The sequence below is a fragment of the Wolbachia endosymbiont (group A) of Anomoia purmunda genome, assembly GCF_947251545.1.
Lineage (GTDB): Bacteria > Pseudomonadota > Alphaproteobacteria > Rickettsiales > Anaplasmataceae > Wolbachia.
In genome coordinates this window covers 181983-201168 of sequence record NZ_OX366362.1, presented here as the reverse complement: position 1 = coordinate 201168, position 19186 = coordinate 181983, and the positions used below count along the sequence as shown (strand labels likewise).

Annotated in this window: 18 protein-coding genes and 3 pseudogenes; 8 read left to right on the top strand and 13 right to left on the bottom strand. The window is 36.7% G+C overall.

Features of this window, described 5'->3' with window-relative positions:
- Positions 1-107: 107 nt before the first annotated feature.
- The 3 genes from OPR57_RS00985 to OPR57_RS00975 all read right to left on the bottom strand — a co-directional run bounded on the left by OPR57_RS00985 (position 108) and on the right by OPR57_RS00975 (position 4718).
- Complete coding sequence (locus OPR57_RS00985) at positions 108-3023, bottom strand: hypothetical protein (protein ID WP_265036795.1); 2916 nt, start codon at positions 3021-3023, stop codon at positions 108-110.
- A 34-nt stretch (positions 3024-3057) separates the two neighbouring features.
- A complete protein-coding gene (locus OPR57_RS00980) occupies positions 3058-3243 on the bottom strand; it encodes a hypothetical protein (protein WP_265036797.1) in 186 nt (61 codons plus the stop codon).
- A 290-nt stretch (positions 3244-3533) separates the two neighbouring features.
- Entirely contained in the window at positions 3534-4718 is a 1185-nt protein-coding gene (locus tag OPR57_RS00975) for a hypothetical protein (protein ID WP_265036801.1), read from the bottom strand.
- Between the two features lie 603 nt (positions 4719-5321).
- Here OPR57_RS00975 and OPR57_RS00970 point away from each other — a divergent pair.
- The 3 genes from OPR57_RS00970 (at position 5322) to OPR57_RS00960 (ending at position 10175) form a co-directional block, all read left to right on the top strand.
- The gene (locus OPR57_RS00970; protein ID WP_265036799.1) at positions 5322-6749 is read left to right on the top strand and encodes a hypothetical protein; all 1428 of its coding nucleotides are present in this window, start codon (positions 5322-5324) and stop codon (positions 6747-6749) included.
- A gap of 290 nt (positions 6750-7039) precedes the next feature.
- Entirely contained in the window at positions 7040-7225 is a 186-nt protein-coding gene (locus OPR57_RS00965; protein WP_265036797.1) for a hypothetical protein, read from the top strand.
- 34 nt (positions 7226-7259) lie between these two features.
- Positions 7260-10175 (top strand): hypothetical protein, encoded by a 2916-nt coding sequence (locus OPR57_RS00960; RefSeq protein ID WP_265036795.1) that lies wholly within the window; start codon positions 7260-7262, stop codon positions 10173-10175.
- 56 nt (positions 10176-10231) lie between these two features.
- Here the strand turns inward: OPR57_RS00960 and terL are convergent.
- The 6 genes and pseudogenes from terL to OPR57_RS00930 all read right to left on the bottom strand — a co-directional run.
- Positions 10232-10747 (bottom strand): annotated as a pseudogene (gene terL / locus OPR57_RS00955) (phage terminase large subunit); the annotation flags it as partial.
- An 18-nt stretch (positions 10748-10765) separates the two neighbouring features.
- Positions 10766-11577, bottom strand: a pseudogene (locus OPR57_RS00950) (IS5 family transposase).
- Between the two features lie 567 nt (positions 11578-12144).
- Positions 12145-12873, bottom strand: a complete 729-nt coding sequence (locus OPR57_RS00945) for a putative folate metabolism gamma-glutamate ligase (RefSeq protein WP_265036793.1) — start codon at positions 12871-12873, stop codon at positions 12145-12147.
- 1 nt (position 12874) lies between these two features.
- Positions 12875-13222: pseudogene (locus tag OPR57_RS00940) on the bottom strand (dihydrofolate reductase); the annotation flags it as partial.
- A gap of 7 nt (positions 13223-13229) precedes the next feature.
- Positions 13230-14249 (bottom strand): IS110 family RNA-guided transposase, encoded by a 1020-nt coding sequence (locus tag OPR57_RS00935; RefSeq protein ID WP_265037507.1) that lies wholly within the window; start codon positions 14247-14249, stop codon positions 13230-13232.
- A 249-nt stretch (positions 14250-14498) separates the two neighbouring features.
- Positions 14499-14930, bottom strand: coding sequence for a hypothetical protein (locus OPR57_RS00930; RefSeq protein WP_265036789.1), 432 nt, complete (start codon positions 14928-14930; stop codon positions 14499-14501).
- Between the two features lie 116 nt (positions 14931-15046).
- Here OPR57_RS00930 and OPR57_RS00925 point away from each other — a divergent pair, with 116 nt between their 5' ends.
- Positions 15047-15169 (top strand): hypothetical protein, encoded by a 123-nt coding sequence (locus tag OPR57_RS00925; RefSeq protein WP_265036787.1) that lies wholly within the window; start codon positions 15047-15049, stop codon positions 15167-15169.
- Between the two features lie 20 nt (positions 15170-15189).
- Here OPR57_RS00925 and OPR57_RS00920 read toward each other — a convergent pair whose 3' ends face one another.
- Both OPR57_RS00920 and OPR57_RS00915 read right to left on the bottom strand, forming a co-directional pair.
- A complete protein-coding gene (locus tag OPR57_RS00920; RefSeq protein ID WP_265036784.1) occupies positions 15190-16125 on the bottom strand; it encodes a phage major capsid protein in 936 nt (311 codons plus the stop codon).
- A gap of 78 nt (positions 16126-16203) precedes the next feature.
- Positions 16204-16392 (bottom strand): hypothetical protein, encoded by a 189-nt coding sequence (locus OPR57_RS00915; protein WP_265036782.1) that lies wholly within the window; start codon positions 16390-16392, stop codon positions 16204-16206.
- Between the two features lie 48 nt (positions 16393-16440).
- Here OPR57_RS00915 and OPR57_RS00910 point away from each other — a divergent pair, with 48 nt between their 5' ends.
- From OPR57_RS00910 to OPR57_RS00895, 4 genes are read left to right on the top strand one after another with little or no spacing between them, the layout of a single operon-like run.
- Positions 16441-16569 (top strand): hypothetical protein, encoded by a 129-nt coding sequence (locus tag OPR57_RS00910; protein ID WP_265036781.1) that lies wholly within the window; start codon positions 16441-16443, stop codon positions 16567-16569.
- Positions 16526-16660, top strand: coding sequence for a hypothetical protein (locus tag OPR57_RS07980; RefSeq protein ID WP_265036779.1), 135 nt, complete (start codon positions 16526-16528; stop codon positions 16658-16660). The genes OPR57_RS00910 and OPR57_RS07980 overlap by 44 nt, the downstream gene beginning before the upstream one ends.
- The gene (locus tag OPR57_RS00900) at positions 16635-16799 is read left to right on the top strand and encodes a hypothetical protein (protein WP_265036777.1); all 165 of its coding nucleotides are present in this window, start codon (positions 16635-16637) and stop codon (positions 16797-16799) included. Before OPR57_RS07980 ends, OPR57_RS00900 begins: the two co-directional genes overlap by 26 nt.
- Before the next feature lie 52 nt (positions 16800-16851).
- Positions 16852-17007, top strand: a complete 156-nt coding sequence (locus OPR57_RS00895; protein WP_265036775.1) for a hypothetical protein — start codon at positions 16852-16854, stop codon at positions 17005-17007.
- Positions 17008-17106: 99 nt separating this feature from the next.
- Here OPR57_RS00895 and pyrF read toward each other — a convergent pair whose 3' ends face one another.
- Positions 17107-17775, bottom strand: coding sequence for an orotidine-5'-phosphate decarboxylase (pyrF, locus tag OPR57_RS00890; RefSeq protein WP_265036773.1), 669 nt, complete (start codon positions 17773-17775; stop codon positions 17107-17109).
- 58 nt (positions 17776-17833) lie between these two features.
- Positions 17834-19126, bottom strand: a complete 1293-nt coding sequence (locus OPR57_RS00885) for a coiled-coil domain-containing protein (protein WP_265036771.1) — start codon at positions 19124-19126, stop codon at positions 17834-17836.
- Positions 19127-19186: the final 60 nt, after the last annotated feature.

Here is a 19186-nt window from a genome sequence, read left to right as displayed (position 1 = left end):
CAATATCTGCAATGGATGAGAAAAACTAACACCAGTGCTTTCAGGGTCAGGGACTTTGGCCCCAACCCTAATAAAACACTTGGGTGGCTGAGAGCAGTGCAAACCGCTTATGCAAAAACTTTTCTTTTTTCTTGCGAGTGTTTCTCGGTCTTAGGAGAATCCACTTGAGTTCTAACAGTGGAAGTACTGGAATTCGATGAGACTGATGATCTACCACTCTGTGAAAACCCACCACTAGCTTCTAGTTCATCTTCATCACTTCCAGTATCACTAGTCGATTTTTGTGAAGACGATCCTAAAGAAACACCACTATCTTTAGAACTTGTAGAAGCGTTACCACTAATTCCTCGTTCATCAAGGATCGTCCAAAATAAGTCCACTTGCTCCTTTGCGGTAGGAGAAAGATTTTCACACATTTCGTTTTGCTTCTCAGGAAAAAAAAGAAGTGAGCATATTTCCTTCTCCTCACGAGAAAAAGATGAGAGTAGTTGCTCAATCTCCTCAGGACTTCGTGATTTCTTCACTTTTCCAGAACGAGCTAATACTATTAGCTCCTCATGTTCATTAATAGGAAAAAATCGGCATAGATTACTTAGCATATCACAAGAAAGAGATAAAGATAGTACCTTCTGCATTCCAGAAGAAAAACGTGAGAATGTTTCCTCATCAAACAGAATATCTTTTGTTGTTTTACCGTTATCAGAAAGGAACGCACTAAAAAATTGCTTCAATATATTTTGTTTCCGCTGAGATGAACCACTAGACTTTTCAGTAAGTGGCAGTGACTGTCCCCGCTCAAGTGACCATATACCACTATCTATAGAAGCTTTAGAACTACGGTCCCCAGCCTTACCTACGGCACCTTGTGACAGGAATTCTGAAATACTATCATTAGTCTCTGGCTTGCTTTTGGTATATGTTTCAGTAACAAAAGAAGTCTCTCTTAAGCGCTGACTATCTTTTACCATTTCACTTGGGGGTGAAAGAGATAGTGTAGATAAAGGTAGTTCTTCAGTTGCAGGAGCACTTTTACTTGAAAATGTCGAACCACGTCGTGTGCTATTTCGCCTAAAAGGTAAAGAGAAGGAACTTTTTATTTTACCCCCATGTTTCTTCGGAGATTCACTCTCTTGTGACTTTGCTTTAGAACACTCATCGCTACTTTCTCGATCACTTTCATCAGACGCTAAAGGAGCACGAGGTTCACCACGAGCCTCTTGCACGCCTTCATCAGTAATTTGCAGTTCTTTAGATTCCTCACTCTCCATATCTTTTGGAGACTGTGCAAAAAACCCAAGATTTGAGGATATTGAACCTTCCAATATCTCTGGAACACTATTACCATTACTTGAAAAATCAGGAAAATCTGATAGCAATGATTCTAAATAAGATGTAAAACTATATCTATCAGAGGTAATAACATTATCACTAGTTCCAAACTCATCTGCAGCAGCAGCACTTAGATTTTTCCCTGATTTAGATTGCCCTGAAATAACAGGATTAACTGCAGTAGCATTCATCTGTGTCAATGGCCTATCACTCGTTCTAACTGAATTTACATAATTGAGCAACTGCGGTCCTTCTTCTCCTTCCTCTTTTTCTGATCCTTGCCTGGGAAGCCCCTGTATCCGTAATTGCTTAAGAAATGATTCTGGACCACCACTTGGAGAATATGCAACAGAATCCTTAGGTTGTGGAGGTGAATCACCAAGACCACTATCGCTGTCTCCTCTAGATTCAAAAAACCTACGTCCAGTTTGTTCAGGCGGTGTTCTTGGTGGTTCTGGAGGTGTAGGAGAATCGAGTGGTGATTGCAGTTGTGATGACCCTGCACTATTTGTACGTGTAGGAGAAGTTACTGTTGAGGAGGATTGACTACCTCTTATCGAGTCACGTCTCCTAAAATTTCCAGGATCAGCTGCAAATTCAAAACGTTTGTTTTCTGTATTATATTTAATTGGAGACTCCATCATTTTAGGGAGTAACTGAGCAATTCCTTTATTAGAGAAAGCGTAAATTGGGTTTTCACAACTGTTAACATCTGGATCTGCTGTCTTGCCTCTGATATCACTCATAAGATTTTTATATTTTATATTAATTTTGTACACATCCTTACGCTTTAAAAATTCAAGCTGATCATCACACGCTTTTGTTAAAGGTATAAGAACAAAATTATTGCCACTCCCTATTTTTCTTTCATCTGCAAAAATATCATATCCATAAGCATTAATTGGTTTTCCTGTCCATTTAAAAATAAAATCGCCAAGAACATCCTTAAAATTCTCAACTTTAGAATCTTCTGTGCCTGGAGTTCTAAAATCAAGCGCTACTTCTTTTTTAACATATTTTGTTACACTCTTGATTACCTTATCGCCAATGTTTTTAATATACAACATATCATTCTTATATTCATAAAAGTCTGAACTCTTAAGGCCACAGTTTTCTAACCTTGAGTTAAATTCTCTGATATATACCTCCTTAAACAACTCAAGAAGCTCTGAAGGATCTTCATACTCTTCCTCCTTAAAGTACTGGTCACTAAAAGATATATAGTATAAGTAAGGAGAAGGACCACGTATTACTCCTAATTGGGCAGATTCTCCTATGCATTTACAAGCTTCTTCCTCCGCCATTCCTACTCTTTGTTGTAGACATGCAATCACTTTCCCTCCCACAGCTCCCTCAAACTCCTGAACAAAATGAATCTTCAAGTTACGAATTACTTCATTATTTGTAGAATCTGTAAGCTCCACTTTCTTTACATTTTCGTCTATATCTTTTTCCTTCCCACTATTTACAAACGGAAAATAGTTTAAGTTATAATATTTACGTGCTACCTCACTTCCACCACTGTAGTGCCGCTTTATTATCTCCTCTCCTATCCCTCGCAGATATTCTTTTGTATTAGTACCACTAGCAAATAAGCCAACAATCTTTTTACCTTCTACAGTAAAATTAGTATTGATCTTACCACAAGCATAATTATTTAAATTAAACGCATTAACCAGCTCTTTTATATCCATAACTACCTCTATTAAAAATTGTTAAGAAACAACACTATTTGCTTTTTCCTTTATCTTTACTACTACCGGCACTAGTAGCACTACTACTACCCAGTTGTGCGTTAGGCTTACTGCTTTCACTTTGTTGCTCGTAGTTTTTATACTTATCAGGACCAATCCACTCAACCTTTTTATGTGAAGGCCACTTATTACCACCACCATTATCATTACTACCATGCATATTATCCTCGAGTAAAAATATTATGTAACCAATATACTAAAAATAAATTATAGTGCAAGCACTTTTTTTATATTTTTTAGTATAAATTTTATTCACTCTTTTTTCATAAAACTCTAGCTTCGAGATTCCAGCATCACGCGCTGGGATGACAAGAAAGAGGTACCAAAAAGAGACCTTTTCTTGTCGCCTTAGTAGCCATTCTAACATAGAATGTCATCCCAACTAAGAAGGGTGTCATCCAAGTAGCTAACACTGGGATCTAGTCTTTTTTATCACACAAGTAGCTAACACTAACAACTTCTCGATGGTGCATTACCATTTTCTCTTGCTGCACATTCATTCAACACATCAGTAATTTTTGATCTAGGATTTTCTTTAGCATCACTTGCAGCACTAGCACTAGACTTTCCATTATCAGCAAATTCTTTTCTTTGATTGTTCCTTTGAGCAACTTTTTTCTTAAATTTAGCATAAGGGTCATCCGTTTCTTGCTTATTAATAGACTTGATTCCTTTCTCGTTAACATTACCATTCAGACGACTTTCTGCACAACTAGCAGACTCGTTTTTCTTCCCATTATTAAACTCACTTCCTCTTCCATTAATATTACTTGGACGCCTTGCATCAAAACCAACATTCTCTCTTAGCTTAGAATCAGATTTCATCCTATTCGTTGCAGGCTGCCCTGTAGGTTTCGGTGGACACACCTCTTTCCTCGGTTCCTCCGGCTTCGCGTTTTTCTCTTCTTTGTCCACTTTTAGTTTTTGTGAATTTTCATGAGATTTTCTTTCAAGCTCAGTAAGACGCAATAGATGTTTCAAAGGATCTGACACAATTTCAAGCTCTGGTTTGCTCAGAACAACTGGTCTTACAAACCCAGATGAAACGTCAAAAAGGGAAACTGGCACAGCGGGCTTTTCTCTTTCATCTACCTTGATTTCTACGTCTTTACGAACTTCTTTAGTTGCTTCTAATGATGTTTTTTCTGCTTTTTTATCTTCTTTTTCTGCAGATGCCTCTACTATAGCTGCTAGCTCAACTCCAAACATCTCTGCAAACATTGTAACAATCCATCCGACAACGGCCATTTGTAACCTGAGTTTCAGATTTTGCAATGCAGTTAATCTTTCTAACGCCCTTGCAAACTCTTCTTCTGATAACTCACCACTGCCTAATTTTTCCTGCAATTCTTTTATCTCTTTGTCCAACCTCTGATTGAAACTTAAATCGCGTGCAAAAATCTTCTTGATTAACTCCTTAAGCTTGTCACGCATAAATTTAATTATCGAAAGAAGCCAATTTTTTTCTTTCTTCTCCTTGAGCATTTGGTAGACTTCCTGATCTACATCTACTTCAAAGAGGTTCAAGAGAGATTGAAAGAAATTCCAGAAATCTCCGAGTATTCTTTCTTTTTCACCAGTGAAGTAATCCTCCTCATCATTTTCTCCGATATGTAGCTCTGCTTGAGATGACATTTCATCGACACAACTAGAAGCCTGACGCTCACACTCGAGCCTCCTGAGTGAATCTTGTCTGGTGAGCTCCTCTACGCACTGCTTCTATTGCTCTGATATAGCTAAAGTGACTTACGATAATTTGAAAAACAAAAATTCGTCATTCCGCTACTTGTTAGCGGAATCTATACCGCGAATGAATCGCGGTATGACGTAGGACTGCTGTCATCCCAGTGCGTGACACTGGGATCTCGTTCCTTAACTTTATAGTGTAAATTATTTCAAATTGTGTCTAGCTGCAAGTATAATAATTTCCATTTATAGATAAAGTATGTTGTAAATGTTATGCCAAAGAGTGTAATAAAATCTATATCAAATACTTTACAAGAAAAAGTGATGATAGAGGCAAAAACAAATATTAATAAGGATAATTTAAGAAAAGTGCATGCTAGAGTTTGAAGAAGCAGTAAAAATAAAAAATATTATTGAAAGGTTAAGTAGCACATGATATAATATATATATAGTGTAAGAATGTAAATAATTTTATTGATATCTTTACATTAATAGTTCTTAAATATTTAGTACTGTAGAATTAAATTATTAAGTTTTATGAAGGGAGTAAAAATGGTGGAAAGCTTTTCAGGTAACAATAAAGATAGTAATTTTATTGAGGGGGCAAAAATAATGGAAAATTTTTCAGATAACAACGGAAACGGTAGCTCGATCTTCCAAGGAAAAATCAGGGAGCAAGATTTTTCTGCAGAGCAGAAGTTAAATGAACTAAAAGCAGCCATAGAGGAGCTCACCAGACAAGATTCACTCAGGAGGCTCGAGTGTGAGCGTCAGGCTTCTAGTTGTGTCGATGAAATGTCATCTCAAGCAGAGCTACATATCGGAGAAAATGATGAGGAGGATTACTTCACTGGTGAAAAAGAAAGAATACTCGGAGATTTCTGGAATTTCTTTCAATCTCTCTTGAACCTCTTTGAAGTAGATGTAGATCAGGAAGTCTACCAAATGCTCAAGGAGAAGAAAGAAAAAAATTGGCTTCTTTCGATAATTAAATTTATGCGTGACAAGCTTAAGGAGTTAATCAAGAAGATTTTTGCACGCGATTTAAGTTTCAATCAGAGGTTGGACAAAGAGATAAAAGAATTGCAGGAAAAATTAGGCAGTGGTGAGTTATCAGAAGAAGAGTTTGCAAGGGCGTTAGAAAGATTAACTGCATTGCAAAATCTGAAACTCAGGTTACAAATGGCCGTTGTCGGATGGATTGTTACAATGTTTGCAGAGATGTTTGGAGTTGAGCTAGCAGCTATAGTAGAGGCATCTGCAGAAAAAGAAGATAAAAAAGCAGAAAAAACATCATTAGAAGCAACTAAAGAAGTTCGTAAAGACGTAGAAATCAAGGTAGATGAAAGAGAAAAGCCCGCTGTGCCAGTTTCCCTTTTTGACGTTTCATCTGGGTTTGTAAGACCAGTTGTTCTGAGCAAACCAGAGCTTGAAATTGTGTCAGATCCTTTGAAACATCTATTGCGTCTTACTGAGCTTGAAAGAAAATCTCATGAAAATTCACAAAAACTAAAAGTGGACAAAGAAGAGAAAAACGCGAAGCCGGAGGAACCGAGGAAAGAGGTGTGTCCACCGAAACCTACAGGGCAGCCTGCAACGAATAGGATGAAATCTGATTCTAAGCTAAGAGAGAATGTTGGTTTTGATGCAAGGCGTCCAAGTAATATTAATGGAAGAGGAAGTGAGTTTAATAATGGGAAGAAAAACGAGTCTGCTAGTTGTGCAGAAAGTCGTCTGAATGGTAATGTTAACGAGAAAGGAATCAAGTCTATTAATAAGCAAGAAACGGATGACCCTTATGCTAAATTTAAGAAAAAAGTTGCTCAAAGGAACAATCAAAGAAAAGAATTTGCTGATAATGGAAAGTCTAGTGCTAGTGCTGCAAGTGATGCTAAAGAAAATCCTAGATCAAAAATTACTGATGTGTTGAATGAATGTGCAGCAAGAGAAAATGGTAATGCACCATCGAGAAGTTGTTAGTGTTAGCTACTTGTGTGATAAAAAAGACTAGATCCCAGTGTTAGCTACTTGGATGACACCCTTCTTAGTTGGGATGACATTCTATGTTAGAATGGCTACTAAGGCGACAAGAAAAGGTCTCTTTTTGGTACCTCTTTCTTGTCATCCCAGCGCGTGATGCTGGAATCTCGAAGCTAGAGTTTTATGAAAAAAGAGTGAATAAAATTTATACTAAAAAATATAAAAAAAGTGCTTGCACTATAATTTATTTTTAGTATATTGGTTACATAATATTTTTACTCGAGGATAATATGCATGGTAGTAATGATAATGGTGGTGGTAATAAGTGGCCTTCACATAAAAAGGTTGAGTGGATTGGTCCTGATAAGTATAAAAACTACGAGCAACAAAGTGAAAGCAGTAAGCCTAACGCACAACTGGGTAGTAGTAGTGCTACTAGTGCCGGTAGTAGTAAAGATAAAGGAAAAAGCAAATAGTGTTGTTTCTTAACAATTTTTAATAGAGGTAGTTATGGATATAAAAGAGCTGGTTAATGCGTTTAATTTAAATAATTATGCTTGTGGTAAGATCAATACTAATTTTACTGTAGAAGGTAAAAAGATTGTTGGCTTATTTGCTAGTGGTACTAATACAAAAGAATATCTGCGAGGGATAGGAGAGGAGATAATAAAGCGGCACTACAGTGGTGGAAGTGAGGTAGCACGTAAATATTATAACTTAAACTATTTTCCGTTTGTAAATAGTGGGAAGGAAAAAGATATAGACGAAAATGTAAAGAAAGTGGAGCTTACAGATTCTACAAATAATGAAGTAATTCGTAACTTGAAGATTCATTTTGTTCAGGAGTTTGAGGGAGCTGTGGGAGGGAAAGTGATTGCATGTCTACAACAAAGAGTAGGAATGGCGGAGGAAGAAGCTTGTAAATGCATAGGAGAATCTGCCCAATTAGGAGTAATACGTGGTCCTTCTCCTTACTTATACTATATATCTTTTAGTGACCAGTACTTTAAGGAGGAAGAGTATGAAGATCCTTCAGAGCTTCTTGAGTTGTTTAAGGAGGTATATATCAGAGAATTTAACTCAAGGTTAGAAAACTGTGGCCTTAAGAGTTCAGACTTTTATGAATATAAGAATGATATGTTGTATATTAAAAACATTGGCGATAAGGTAATCAAGAGTGTAACAAAATATGTTAAAAAAGAAGTAGCGCTTGATTTTAGAACTCCAGGCACAGAAGATTCTAAAGTTGAGAATTTTAAGGATGTTCTTGGCGATTTTATTTTTAAATGGACAGGAAAACCAATTAATGCTTATGGATATGATATTTTTGCAGATGAAAGAAAAATAGGGAGTGGCAATAATTTTGTTCTTATACCTTTAACAAAAGCGTGTGATGATCAGCTTGAATTTTTAAAGCGTAAGGATGTGTACAAAATTAATATAAAATATAAAAATCTTATGAGTGATATCAGAGGCAAGACAGCAGATCCAGATGTTAACAGTTGTGAAAACCCAATTTACGCTTTCTCTAATAAAGGAATTGCTCAGTTACTCCCTAAAATGATGGAGTCTCCAATTAAATATAATACAGAAAACAAACGTTTTGAATTTGCAGCTGATCCTGGAAATTTTAGGAGACGTGACTCGATAAGAGGTAGTCAATCCTCCTCAACAGTAACTTCTCCTACACGTACAAATAGTGCAGGGTCATCACAACTGCAATCACCACTCGATTCTCCTACACCTCCAGAACCACCAAGAACACCGCCTGAACAAACTGGACGTAGGTTTTTTGAATCTAGAGGAGACAGCGATAGTGGTCTTGGTGATTCACCTCCACAACCTAAGGATTCTGTTGCATATTCTCCAAGTGGTGGTCCAGAATCATTTCTTAAGCAATTACGGATACAGGGGCTTCCCAGGCAAGGATCAGAAAAAGAGGAAGGAGAAGAAGGACCGCAGTTGCTCAATTATGTAAATTCAGTTAGAACGAGTGATAGGCCATTGACACAGATGAATGCTACTGCAGTTAATCCTGTTATTTCAGGGCAATCTAAATCAGGGAAAAATCTAAGTGCTGCTGCTGCAGATGAGTTTGGAACTAGTGATAATGTTATTACCTCTGATAGATATAGTTTTACATCTTATTTAGAATCATTGCTATCAGATTTTCCTGATTTTTCAAGTAATGGTAATAGTGTTCCAGAGATATTGGAAGGTTCAATATCCTCAAATCTTGGGTTTTTTGCACAGTCTCCAAAAGATATGGAGAGTGAGGAATCTAAAGAACTGCAAATTACTGATGAAGGCGTGCAAGAGGCTCGTGGTGAACCTCGTGCTCCTTTAGCGTCTGATGAAAGTGATCGAGAAAGTAGTGATGAGTGTTCTAAAGCAAAGTCACAAGAGAGTGAATCTCCGAAGAAACATGGGGGTAAAATAAAAAGTTCCTTCTCTTTACCTTTTAGGCGAAATAGCACACGACGTGGTTCGACATTTTCAAGTAAAAGTGCTCCTGCAACTGAAGAACTACCTTTATCTACACTATCTCTTTCACCCCCAAGTGAAATGGTAAAAGATAGTCAGCGCTTAAGAGAGACTTCTTTTGTTACTGAAACATATACCAAAAGCAAGCCAGAGACTAATGATAGTATTTCAGAATTCCTGTCACAAGGTGCCGTAGGTAAGGCTGGGGACCGTAGTTCTAAAGCTTCTATAGATAGTGGTATATGGTCACTTGAGCGGGGACAGTCACTGCCACTTACTGAAAAGTCTAGTGGTTCATCTCAGCGGAAACAAAATATATTGAAGCAATTTTTTAGTGCGTTCCTTTCTGATAACGGTAAAACAACAAAAGATATTCTGTTTGATGAGGAAACATTCTCACGTTTTTCTTCTGGAATGCAGAAGGTACTATCTTTATCTCTTTCTTGTGATATGCTAAGTAATCTATGCCGATTTTTTCCTATTAATGAACATGAGGAGCTAATAGTATTAGCTCGTTCTGGAAAAGTGAAGAAATCACGAAGTCCTGAGGAGATTGAGCAACTACTCTCATCTTTTTCTCGTGAGGAGAAGGAAATATGCTCACTTCTTTTTTTTCCTGAGAAGCAAAACGAAATGTGTGAAAATCTTTCTCCTACCGCAAAGGAGCAAGTGGACTTATTTTGGACGATCCTTGATGAACGAGGAATTAGTGGTAACGCTTCTACAAGTTCTAAAGATAGTGGTGTTTCTTTAGGATCGTCTTCACAAAAATCGACTAGTGATACTGGAAGTGATGAAGATGAACTAGAAGCTAGTGGTGGGTTTTCACAGAGTGGTAGATCATCAGTCTCATCGAATTCCAGTACTTCCACTGTTAGAACTCAAGTGGATTCTCCTAAGACCGAGAAACACTCGCAAGAAAAAAGAAAAGTTTTTGCATAAGCGGTTTGCACTGCTCTCAGCCACCCAAGTGTTTTATTAGGGTTGGGGCCAAAGTCCCTGACCCTGAAAGCACTGGTGTTAGTTTTTCTCATCCATTGCAGATATTGCACCGTACTATCCACTTGATCATCGTGGCGAGCTTCTGGGAACATTAAAATTTCGTACTCGAAATCGCTGAGCCATATCGCTTGCTGTGGCAAAAAAACCCTACCAGACTCTATCACCGGAACAATTTGATAAAATCGAGTGAGTTTGTCACTGTGTGGAATTATTTCGATAATCGGTAGATCACTGTTTGCTTTTAGCTCTTGTGTTAATTGTTGACCACTCGTTTTTGCTTCAATCAAAATTGCGTGTGGCGTCCATCTTGCAGCTAGTGACAGAACCTGCTCTTTAAGCTTTGGGTACTCAAGCTTTGCTCGATATACATCAAGTAAATAGAATTTATTATCTATTTTTGCCCAGGTGGTGCAGACGCTAAAGTCGCTGGAATCGTTTGTTGAAACTGCAGTGTCCCAGCTTTGAGTTACATGTGAGAGATTATCAGGGAAATTTTTATAGCGCTTTAGCCACTAGACTTCTTTCAAAATTCATGTAGGGAGCTCAAAATTGTGAATTGCAGCAATCAAATTAAACCTTAAACCAAAACGTTTTCGTCGGTTTCTATACCTGTCCGAGATGATTTTAAACCTTTTCAATTACGTTTTCAACAATTGCCCTTTGGCTCATAAGTGCCCTGTTCTCTTTTTTTTGTTCTTTGCTTAACGGATTCTTTTTCGTTTTCCTGTGCGGTAATACAACATTTTTGTGTATCTTCTGCATTCCCCTGTAGCCGGCATCAGCTAAGATTTTAGTTTGCGGCAATACTGCTACCTTTGATTCTCTAAACATCCGTGTTTTCTACCATTCGAGAAAGATGTGCATATGACTTTTCTACTCTTCTTCTCTGTTACTATTTGTGTTTTTATAGTATGCCTTTTTTTCTTTCCAGAGTAGAAGGGCTTTTGCTTTTTTTTGGTCTCTCTACTGGCGTTTCAGTTCCGTCTATTACTAAAACTTCATATTCTACATCACTCTTTAATAGCTCTTTTTTTCCTGGTAATGCAAAATCTGGATGTTTTATTAATATGTCTTCTACCCATCTTATTATTTTAAAACTGTTACTTTCACTCATGCCATAGCTTTGCCCAATATGAAAATATGTACGATATTCTCTTATATATTCCAGTGCCATAAGTAGCCTGTCTTCTATGCAAAGTTTACTTTTTCTTCCACTTCTAGCTTTTTTTCTTTTATCCTCCACTTCTAGAATTTCTACCATTCGCTCAAATGTTGCTTTTTTTACCCCTGTTAAACGTCGAAACTTTTCTCCTTCTAACTTTTCTATTTCCTTATATTTCATGCTTTCAAATACTTCATCTTACACTCCCTCTAACAATTTTGAAAGAAGTCTATTTACCAGATAAAAAAAAAGGCAAAAGAAGCCCTGGGGTTATTATCCGCTTTAAAATATTGGCGTTTTTTATGTTTTAAACGCTTGACAAGCAAGATTAAGCTGCTTTTAATTGCAACTAACTTACGCTGCAAATGTTTAAGGAATTTACCAAGCAGAAAAAAAGACAAAGAATCCCCGAGTTAGCTAGTCTTTTACTATCTCTGTCGAGTATTGGCATTTTTTGATGTCTTGTAACGCTTTATAAGCGCGTTCAGCTTATTTAGATAAAAATCTAGATGTAGATGAAGTTTTGTAAAGACATACAGTATCTATATACTGCAAAAAATTAAACATAAGACGCCGATACATTAAGTAATCCTTACCTTTTAATCTGCAGATTGGCGAAAGCAAATACAATAGCTTCAATTTCATGATAGGGGGGCTGGCGGAGTTTGTCAAGCAAGTTTTTTCGTTTCTATTCCCAATGTTATATGGTTATGCAAGAAGTCTAATAGCAAATTTTTAAGTTTCTCTTTAACTCTTTAACCAACGGGCTCGCATGAGGAGAGGAGAGTAAAGGTCCTCTTCCATAGATATCTTCACACTTTTTTCTTCTTCTGTAGTTGGCGGATGAGTAAGAAAGTGAACCTTTGGTGCACCACTAATTATTGCCATTGGTGTTTGCTCTGCCCCTTCTCCCATAACTAAAACAGCAGATGTTGCCAGTGCATCAAGAAGATTGACTTGTGTTACTTGCAGTGGTTGATTATAAAGATCTGGCTTGCCTATATAGGAATAAAGTGGTTCAAATCCACACCAACCAAGAGCAACGCCCGTAACCCCAAGGCGCATAGGTGTTATGTTACTATCTGTAATCAAAATACCAAGATGTTTTATGCAGTGTTTTGTCTTGAGATAGTTCCATATTGATAGAGCTGTTTTCTGAACATTCTTTGAGTATAAAATATACATTTCATTACCATTTGATTCATCAATACCAGCAGATGGAATTAAGATATTATCCTTAATCGTTAAACAGATACTATGAGCCACATCAACAATTGCATCAGCTTCTCTTTTGATTAGCTCTTCTTTAGAACAAGCAGTTTTGCAAACCACTTGTTTTTGACAAACGGAAATGATTTTTGATGTGATAGCAAGAACAACCTCCTCTCTTAGCAGCTCTGAAACATAGCGATCAAGAACCTGCTCTAATACTTCTCCACATTCAATGCGGTGGGTATAAATTGCTTCAATATGCATATTAATGTGTTAGCTTGCATATAGTATAGTCTTTTGTTTTGGTAAGAATAGTTTTATTCCATCCATCAAGAAGTGTTAAGTTGAAATATACATCACCTTTATAAAGTCTGTGAATTTCTGTTATGATAAATTCTGAGATTAGATCATACTCCAAAAAAAGGTGCGCTATTTGTGCTCCACCAATCATGAAGACTTTAGGATTACTTTGGATTGACAAAAACTCTTGCATAGAAGAAATAATAGTGCACTTTATACCTCTATTAAAACAAGAACTTAACTTGTTACGAGAAAAAACAACAGGGATACGATCCTTCAATATGTTTTGGGGTATTATTTCAAATGTTTTTCTCCTATGATTATTGTCCAGTAGAAATTTCAAATTTTGTGAAATCTTTAAAAACCCAGTCATTTTTAAGAGTATAGAAAATAGTTATAAGAAATTTCCTAGCAGTAGCAGTTATAGCTTTAGCAGAACCACGCTTCTTTTTTATATGTTCATAAAAACTTTTCAAGTAAGGACTGTAACGTACAGCAATCCAAGTACATTGAACTAAAGAAGTACGCGCTATTTTTGACCCTCGTTTGGTAATTCTTCCAATTGTACATTGCTGATTAGATTGAGAAACTCTTGGTACAACTCCAAAATATGCAGTAAGTTTCTCAGGTCTACGGAAATCATTAATGTCTCCAATTGTTGCAATAAAGACAGCTGCAGAAATTGGACCAATTCCCTTTATGCTGATAAGATTGCTGAACCCAGGAAGTTGTTTAGCAAAAGCTATAATTTCCTTTTCAAGTTTTTTAAGGCTTTCTCGGATAGCTTCTAAATGATAGCTAATCACTTCAATTTCAACTTTTTCTAAAGGCTCCCAATTATGCTTTTGAGTAGCACGCTCAAATCCTACTTTAGTTGTAAGTACTTCTTTTTTAATTTTTATTCCATGATAATTAAAAAGACCATGAACTTTATTGATTAAAGATACCCGTGACTTTACTAACTGATCTCTCGTTTGAAGAAGAGAAGCTAACTGCTGGCATTGTTTGTTTTTGCACCTTGCCTCAGGCAACATATCTTTGCTTAGAAAGAAAGCAATAGCTCGCGCATCATGCTTATCTGTTTTGTTCACAGAGCGACGAACAACTTCAAACTGTCCAGGAGCAATTATTACTATGCGTTTAACGTAAGGTGAAACTGCATCATAAAAGAAACAGCTGTTACCTGTTGCTTCTATGGCTACTTCATATGTTTCTTGAAGATCTTTGGTGAAATTATCCAAGTCTTTTAAGCGAAACGTTTGAATATGCTCAGGTTTCCCTTCTTGTAAGTAACAAGCAGTAAAACTATTGGTATGTAAATCAACTCCAATGTGACGCATATTTTTTCCTCCAATTGCATATTTCAATATATCAGAGTAGAATATTGCCGGTTGTTCCAAACTCCTATACGAGGTCATCACATTTTGTGAGCCTCACGATGATTTTCGGTGGCAGGAGCAGTTAATCTCCCCCACGAAGTCTTTTTTCTACTCCCTGGGCAGAAAGTGCTTCAGAAAAACATCCAACCTGCCACCTATCCACTCTGAGAAGTTATTATCTTCTCTTGCTTCCAACCAAGCAATACTTATTCATACCATCTCCTCCTTCTTGTATTCTAAAGACTCATTAAAAAAAATGGTGAATTGGTTGCCCAAAAATTTAATCTTACCTACTGTTTCAGATTCATTAGCAACAGGTTCTTGAGAGTTTGTGTTGCTACTTATTAGTATTGGTTGACTAGAACTAACAGAGTTATTACCCGACGCTACTGATGATACTGGTTGATCAGGATTAACTTCATTATCCAGAGTTTTTGGTGTTGTAGTACTTTTTGATTGTGCTTGAGAAGGTTCCTGTCTCTCATTGCCTGAAGACTTCTCTTGCTGTGATGTACTTTGTTGAGTAGCATTTGCTTTACCACCAAACAAGCATTTCCAACCTGATGAAATTTTTCTTGCAACCCATGAAATTCCTGTGTGATCAGCAATCCACTTAAAAAACTTTTTTATACTTTTCCACATATTTTACTCCTATAATTAATAAAAAATAAATAATGTTTAAGTATCATACATTAATTTCAATTTGTCAATCTTTCTCTTATGGAAAGAAAGTATAAAGAAAAAAAGATGTCATCCCAGTGCCCAGACACTGGGATCCAGAAAAATTGATTGTGCACTATACAACATTTTCGATCAAAAGCTGGATTCCAGACTGGAATGACAGGAGCAGAGCTATACAAAAAGAAGTAAAACGGCTATAAAGATGATGCTGCGGAAGTTTTTAGTACTTGCTCGCAACTTTCAACAATTTAATAGCACTGGTGTTTACAACCTCTCCGCCGACACGCTTAGTGACAAAAAATCTAACATAAGGTTTATTCGTATAAGGGTCTCTTAATATTCTCATTCCTCTGTTATCTACAATCTTATAAGCTTGTTTGAAATCTGCCATCGCAATTACTGGTAGCTGATTGTTTGGCGCTGGTGGCATATCGGCAGATTGATATACTGGTATCCCCATTAAAGTATCTGGAGCTTTAAGCGACAAACTTGGTTGCCAGAGATATTGACCTGTTTCTTTAGATTTTAGTAACATAACATCCTTTAACGTACTCCTGTTCATCAAAAATGATGCATTTTTGGAATAATATTCGTCCAGAGAGTAATACAACACCTTTATTGAATCGCTATCCAATTTTTCAGTTTTAACTTGCTCTATTTTATTATAACTGTTTCCATTTTCATAAGCTAAAATTCCTTTGGGTTGAAAAGTGCCCTCACCCTTAATGAAAGCTTCGCTTTCTTCCTTACTAAAAGTCTCGGCAATCTTTTCCACCAGCCAACTCTCAACATCGACAAACGCATCATCGAGTAACTTTTGTGATATTTGTGGTTGAGCATATAACTCGTAAGTCGTGATAGAAATCTTTTGGATTTTAGGCGTGTCCGTATCTTTTGCAAAATCATACTTAGATTTATTGCCACCGTCCTCATCATCTACTGTTTCACTGCTCCAACCTGCACCGGCGCGGTCAAAATCTTCTATAATGTAATCCAATGTTTCAGTAGAGATTCTTTGACTGGAGCATATTTGCCGCATTGGGGACGAATCAGTTACGCGCTTGTTTATGCGTTTTACGATATGCGGAGTAACTAGATACCCCCCGATATCACTGTCATCTCCACTGAGGGTTTTGTGTGATAAACCGCTTTCCATTCCCTTGCGGATATAATCAGAAAAATATTTATCGCTTGTGCTAAAATCTGTATTTACTTCTGGACGTTGAGCTGCAGTTTAGATCAAGTCTAAACGCTCTTTGCAACTATCAATGGCATTATTTACCTTGCATAGCTGCTCAATTGTTGCAGAATCAGCACGCCCTTTGCTTTCAATTTCTTTTAGTTTGCGATCATTTATTAATTTAAATTGCTCCCATGATGAAGCGAGTTCATTGATACGGTGAGCGATATCGGTAAGTGACATAATAGCCTCCTTTGAAAATGAAATAAAAATGGAAATAAGGTAATAGGAATGGCATCCATAGATGTTTCCCTACATCTGTACGAACATTGCAGGTGGCAGATGCAAGTAGTTGCACTGGAATCCCAAAAAAAGGATGATGTCATCCCAGTGCTTGACACTGGGATCCAGGAAAATTGATTGTAAACGAGCAAACATTTTCGGTAAAATTACCAAAAAGCTGGATCCCAGTGTCAAGCACTGGGATGACAAGAAGAGGGTACTTGGATAAGAGGCATTGCCCTCCTGGTAGGCCCAAATTACAATGTTCGTACAGCTATGGATGTTTCCCACAGTATTGCAATTTGAGAGCAACCTCTACCAGTAGGCAGCGCGTGACGCTGGAACCTAGGAATTTTGCTTATAACTGAGCTGATGAGCTAAGGCGGTTGTCTTACGCTAAAACAAACGTTTTTAATTAAGTTGCATAGAACCAGTGTCTGGGCACTGCCCACTGGTGGTCCAAACTACAATATTCGTACAGTTATGTGCTTGGCACTGAAATGGCATCGTTTTTTATCTGTTGAAAATGTAAATTGGAAAATAGCGTGGCACTTTGTGCCACGCTTAGTAGTGTAAGCTTAATCCAGTAATTAAATTAAGCGAGGTAAAATGAAAGATAATAGCATTATATAACGTTTGTTTTTTTGTGTCAAGCACTTTTTTTATCTACTTCAATTAGATAAGGGATTTCAGTATTAATTCTGCACTACTTGCAGTTTTTGTAATGGGTCTGCCAATGACGATATAATCAGCTCCTGAATTTATTGCTTCTCTTGGTGTTGCTGTTCTTTTTTGGTCGTCATGACCTGGATCTATACGAATTCCTGGAGTAATAATTTTCAAGTCTTCACCGCATTCTCGGCGCACTTCTTGAGCTTCCAATGCAGAACAGACTATTCCATGGAGTCCAATCTTTTTTGCAAGCTTTGCAAGCAAAATTACCTGTGATTTTATCTCTCTTGCTACTCCAAGCTCGTTTAAATCCTCATTGTTCATACTAGTTAGCACTGTCACTCCAATCAGCTTTATTTCTGTGCCTTGCACTACACTTAGCGCTTCTTCAAGCATTTTTGTTCCACCGCTGATGTGCAGAGTTAACATTTCAATGTTCAGAACTTTTATTACTTCAACTGTTTTAGCTACAGTGTTTGGAATGTCATGCAACTTCAAGTCTAAAAAAATTGGTACATTGCATTTTGCAACTGCTTGCACTCCAGAAAGACCATGAGCAGCGAAAAATTCTAATCCCAACTTTACCATGCCAACTTTACCACGCAGAGCATTAGCCAAAGATATGGCCTTATTTAAGTCTTGTGTATCCAGTGCGCATATTATTGGGTTCATTATATACCTCCTTGCATGATTTATTTTATAATAAGACTAATTGTTGTATTTTCAAGTTCTACATTTCGAAATTGACTGCGTTTACAGCGTTCTGCCCACAGTGGAATAAAGGTTTGATCGGGGTAGATGGACGACTGTTAGGTGATCCATACCCAGAATCTTCCAGCGAAGAAGAAGGCGTTTCGTCTGGCAAAAGCCGTGCAATTTCTCCTTGTAACGCAGACTTTAATATTTGAATCGTATCTAATATTGCTTTTCCATCATTATTTCTTATTGGTTCTTCTATATTGTCTGTTACGCATCTTATCAACAGTTGCGCAAAATTCACTTGTTTTTCTTTCTCTTTCAAAAAATCTTCTATTTGACTGTCTCGTTCTAAAAGTGAATTTCTTAAACTTTTTACTTCATTATTACAATCTTTTCTTATCCCATCTAACTCAAAAGATTGATTTTTAATTAAACCATTTGCTTCATCTAACTCTTCAAATTTCTTTTTTAATTCTTGAGATAAATTTTTCTTTTCTTTGTTGACCTCTTTAATTTTACATTGTAGCTTATCTAAGTTTGCATGCAGCCTTTCTTGTTCTTCACGTAATTCCTCTACTTCTTTAGAAAGTCTATTTTTTTCCTTATTCAATGCCTCTATTTTTTCACTAAGTTCATGTTTTTTCTCACGTAATGCCTTTTGTGCTTCACGTAACGTTTCTATTCTATCATTCAACTCCTTATTCTCTAGCTCTAAATGTTTATTATTATCCATTTTCATCTTCAGCTTTGCAATAAATTCACTTCTTTCTTCCAACTGTTTCTTCGAATATAAGATTTCAAGTTTTAATTTCTCTTCCTGCTCACTAAGCTTACCTATTTGCTTTCTTGTTTTGTCCAATTCATTGTCTATTTCAAACGTACGATTCTTTGCTACTTCTAATCTTTTCTCCAAAGATTCTTTTTCTTTAAGAAGAGATTCTCTCTCAGCTTCTGACTCATTTACTTTTTGATCTAATTTTTTTGCTCTCTTGTCTAAATTTTGCTTCTCTCTAGTTAATTCATGTAATTGATTCTTCACTTCTTTGTTTGCAGCTTTTTCAGCTTCCTTTCCTAGAGTTATTTTATTTTCCAACTCTTGCTCTTTCTGAGCGAATTTATTTCTCTCAACCTCTATTTTTTTATTATTACTAATTATTTTATACGAAAGTGCAAGCACCAAAACAGATAATGTAGCTAAAGCAAGAATTAGAAGAAGAGGCACATTAGAAGTTACAATAAGCGCTAAAGATGTAAGTAACGTAAGAGTAGCTAAGGAACTAGCTACAAAATAAAATGTGTTAGTTTTGTTAAGCAAATTGCTCATTACTACCCTCCTCCCCCCACGTTCAGCAGTCTTGTATATATTTATTAAAATTCTCTTATC

Bases quoted from the DNA above. Each gene is read 5' to 3' on its own strand.
- OPR57_RS00920 (WP_265036784.1), bottom strand. From the start codon at position 16,125: ATGGAAAGCGGTTTATCACACAAAACCCTCAGTGGAGATGACAGTGAT.
- OPR57_RS00930 (WP_265036789.1), bottom strand. From the start codon at position 14,930: ATGTGGAAAAGTATAAAAAAGTTTTTTAAGTGGATTGCTGATCACACA.
- OPR57_RS00980 (WP_265036797.1), bottom strand. From the start codon at position 3,243: ATGCATGGTAGTAATGATAATGGTGGTGGTAATAAGTGGCCTTCACAT.
- pyrF (WP_265036773.1), bottom strand. From the start codon at position 17,775: ATGAACCCAATAATATGCGCACTGGATACACAAGACTTAAATAAGGCC.
- OPR57_RS00960 (WP_265036795.1), top strand. From the start codon at position 7,260: ATGGATATAAAAGAGCTGGTTAATGCGTTTAATTTAAATAATTATGCT.
- OPR57_RS00915 (WP_265036782.1), bottom strand. From the start codon at position 16,392: ATGTCACTTACCGATATCGCTCACCGTATCAATGAACTCGCTTCATCA.
- OPR57_RS00970 (WP_265036799.1), top strand. From the start codon at position 5,322: ATGGTGGAAAGCTTTTCAGGTAACAATAAAGATAGTAATTTTATTGAG.
- OPR57_RS00935 (WP_265037507.1), bottom strand. From the start codon at position 14,249: ATGCGTCACATTGGAGTTGATTTACATACCAATAGTTTTACTGCTTGT.
- OPR57_RS00975 (WP_265036801.1), bottom strand. From the start codon at position 4,718: ATGTCATCTCAAGCAGAGCTACATATCGGAGAAAATGATGAGGAGGAT.
- OPR57_RS00900 (WP_265036777.1), top strand. From the start codon at position 16,635: ATGACAAGAAGAGGGTACTTGGATAAGAGGCATTGCCCTCCTGGTAGG.
- OPR57_RS00910 (WP_265036781.1), top strand. From the start codon at position 16,441: ATGGCATCCATAGATGTTTCCCTACATCTGTACGAACATTGCAGGTGG.
- OPR57_RS00965 (WP_265036797.1), top strand. From the start codon at position 7,040: ATGCATGGTAGTAATGATAATGGTGGTGGTAATAAGTGGCCTTCACAT.
- OPR57_RS07980 (WP_265036779.1), top strand. From the start codon at position 16,526: ATGATGTCATCCCAGTGCTTGACACTGGGATCCAGGAAAATTGATTGT.
- OPR57_RS00985 (WP_265036795.1), bottom strand. From the start codon at position 3,023: ATGGATATAAAAGAGCTGGTTAATGCGTTTAATTTAAATAATTATGCT.
- OPR57_RS00885 (WP_265036771.1), bottom strand. From the start codon at position 19,126: ATGAGCAATTTGCTTAACAAAACTAACACATTTTATTTTGTAGCTAGT.
- OPR57_RS00945 (WP_265036793.1), bottom strand. From the start codon at position 12,873: ATGCATATTGAAGCAATTTATACCCACCGCATTGAATGTGGAGAAGTA.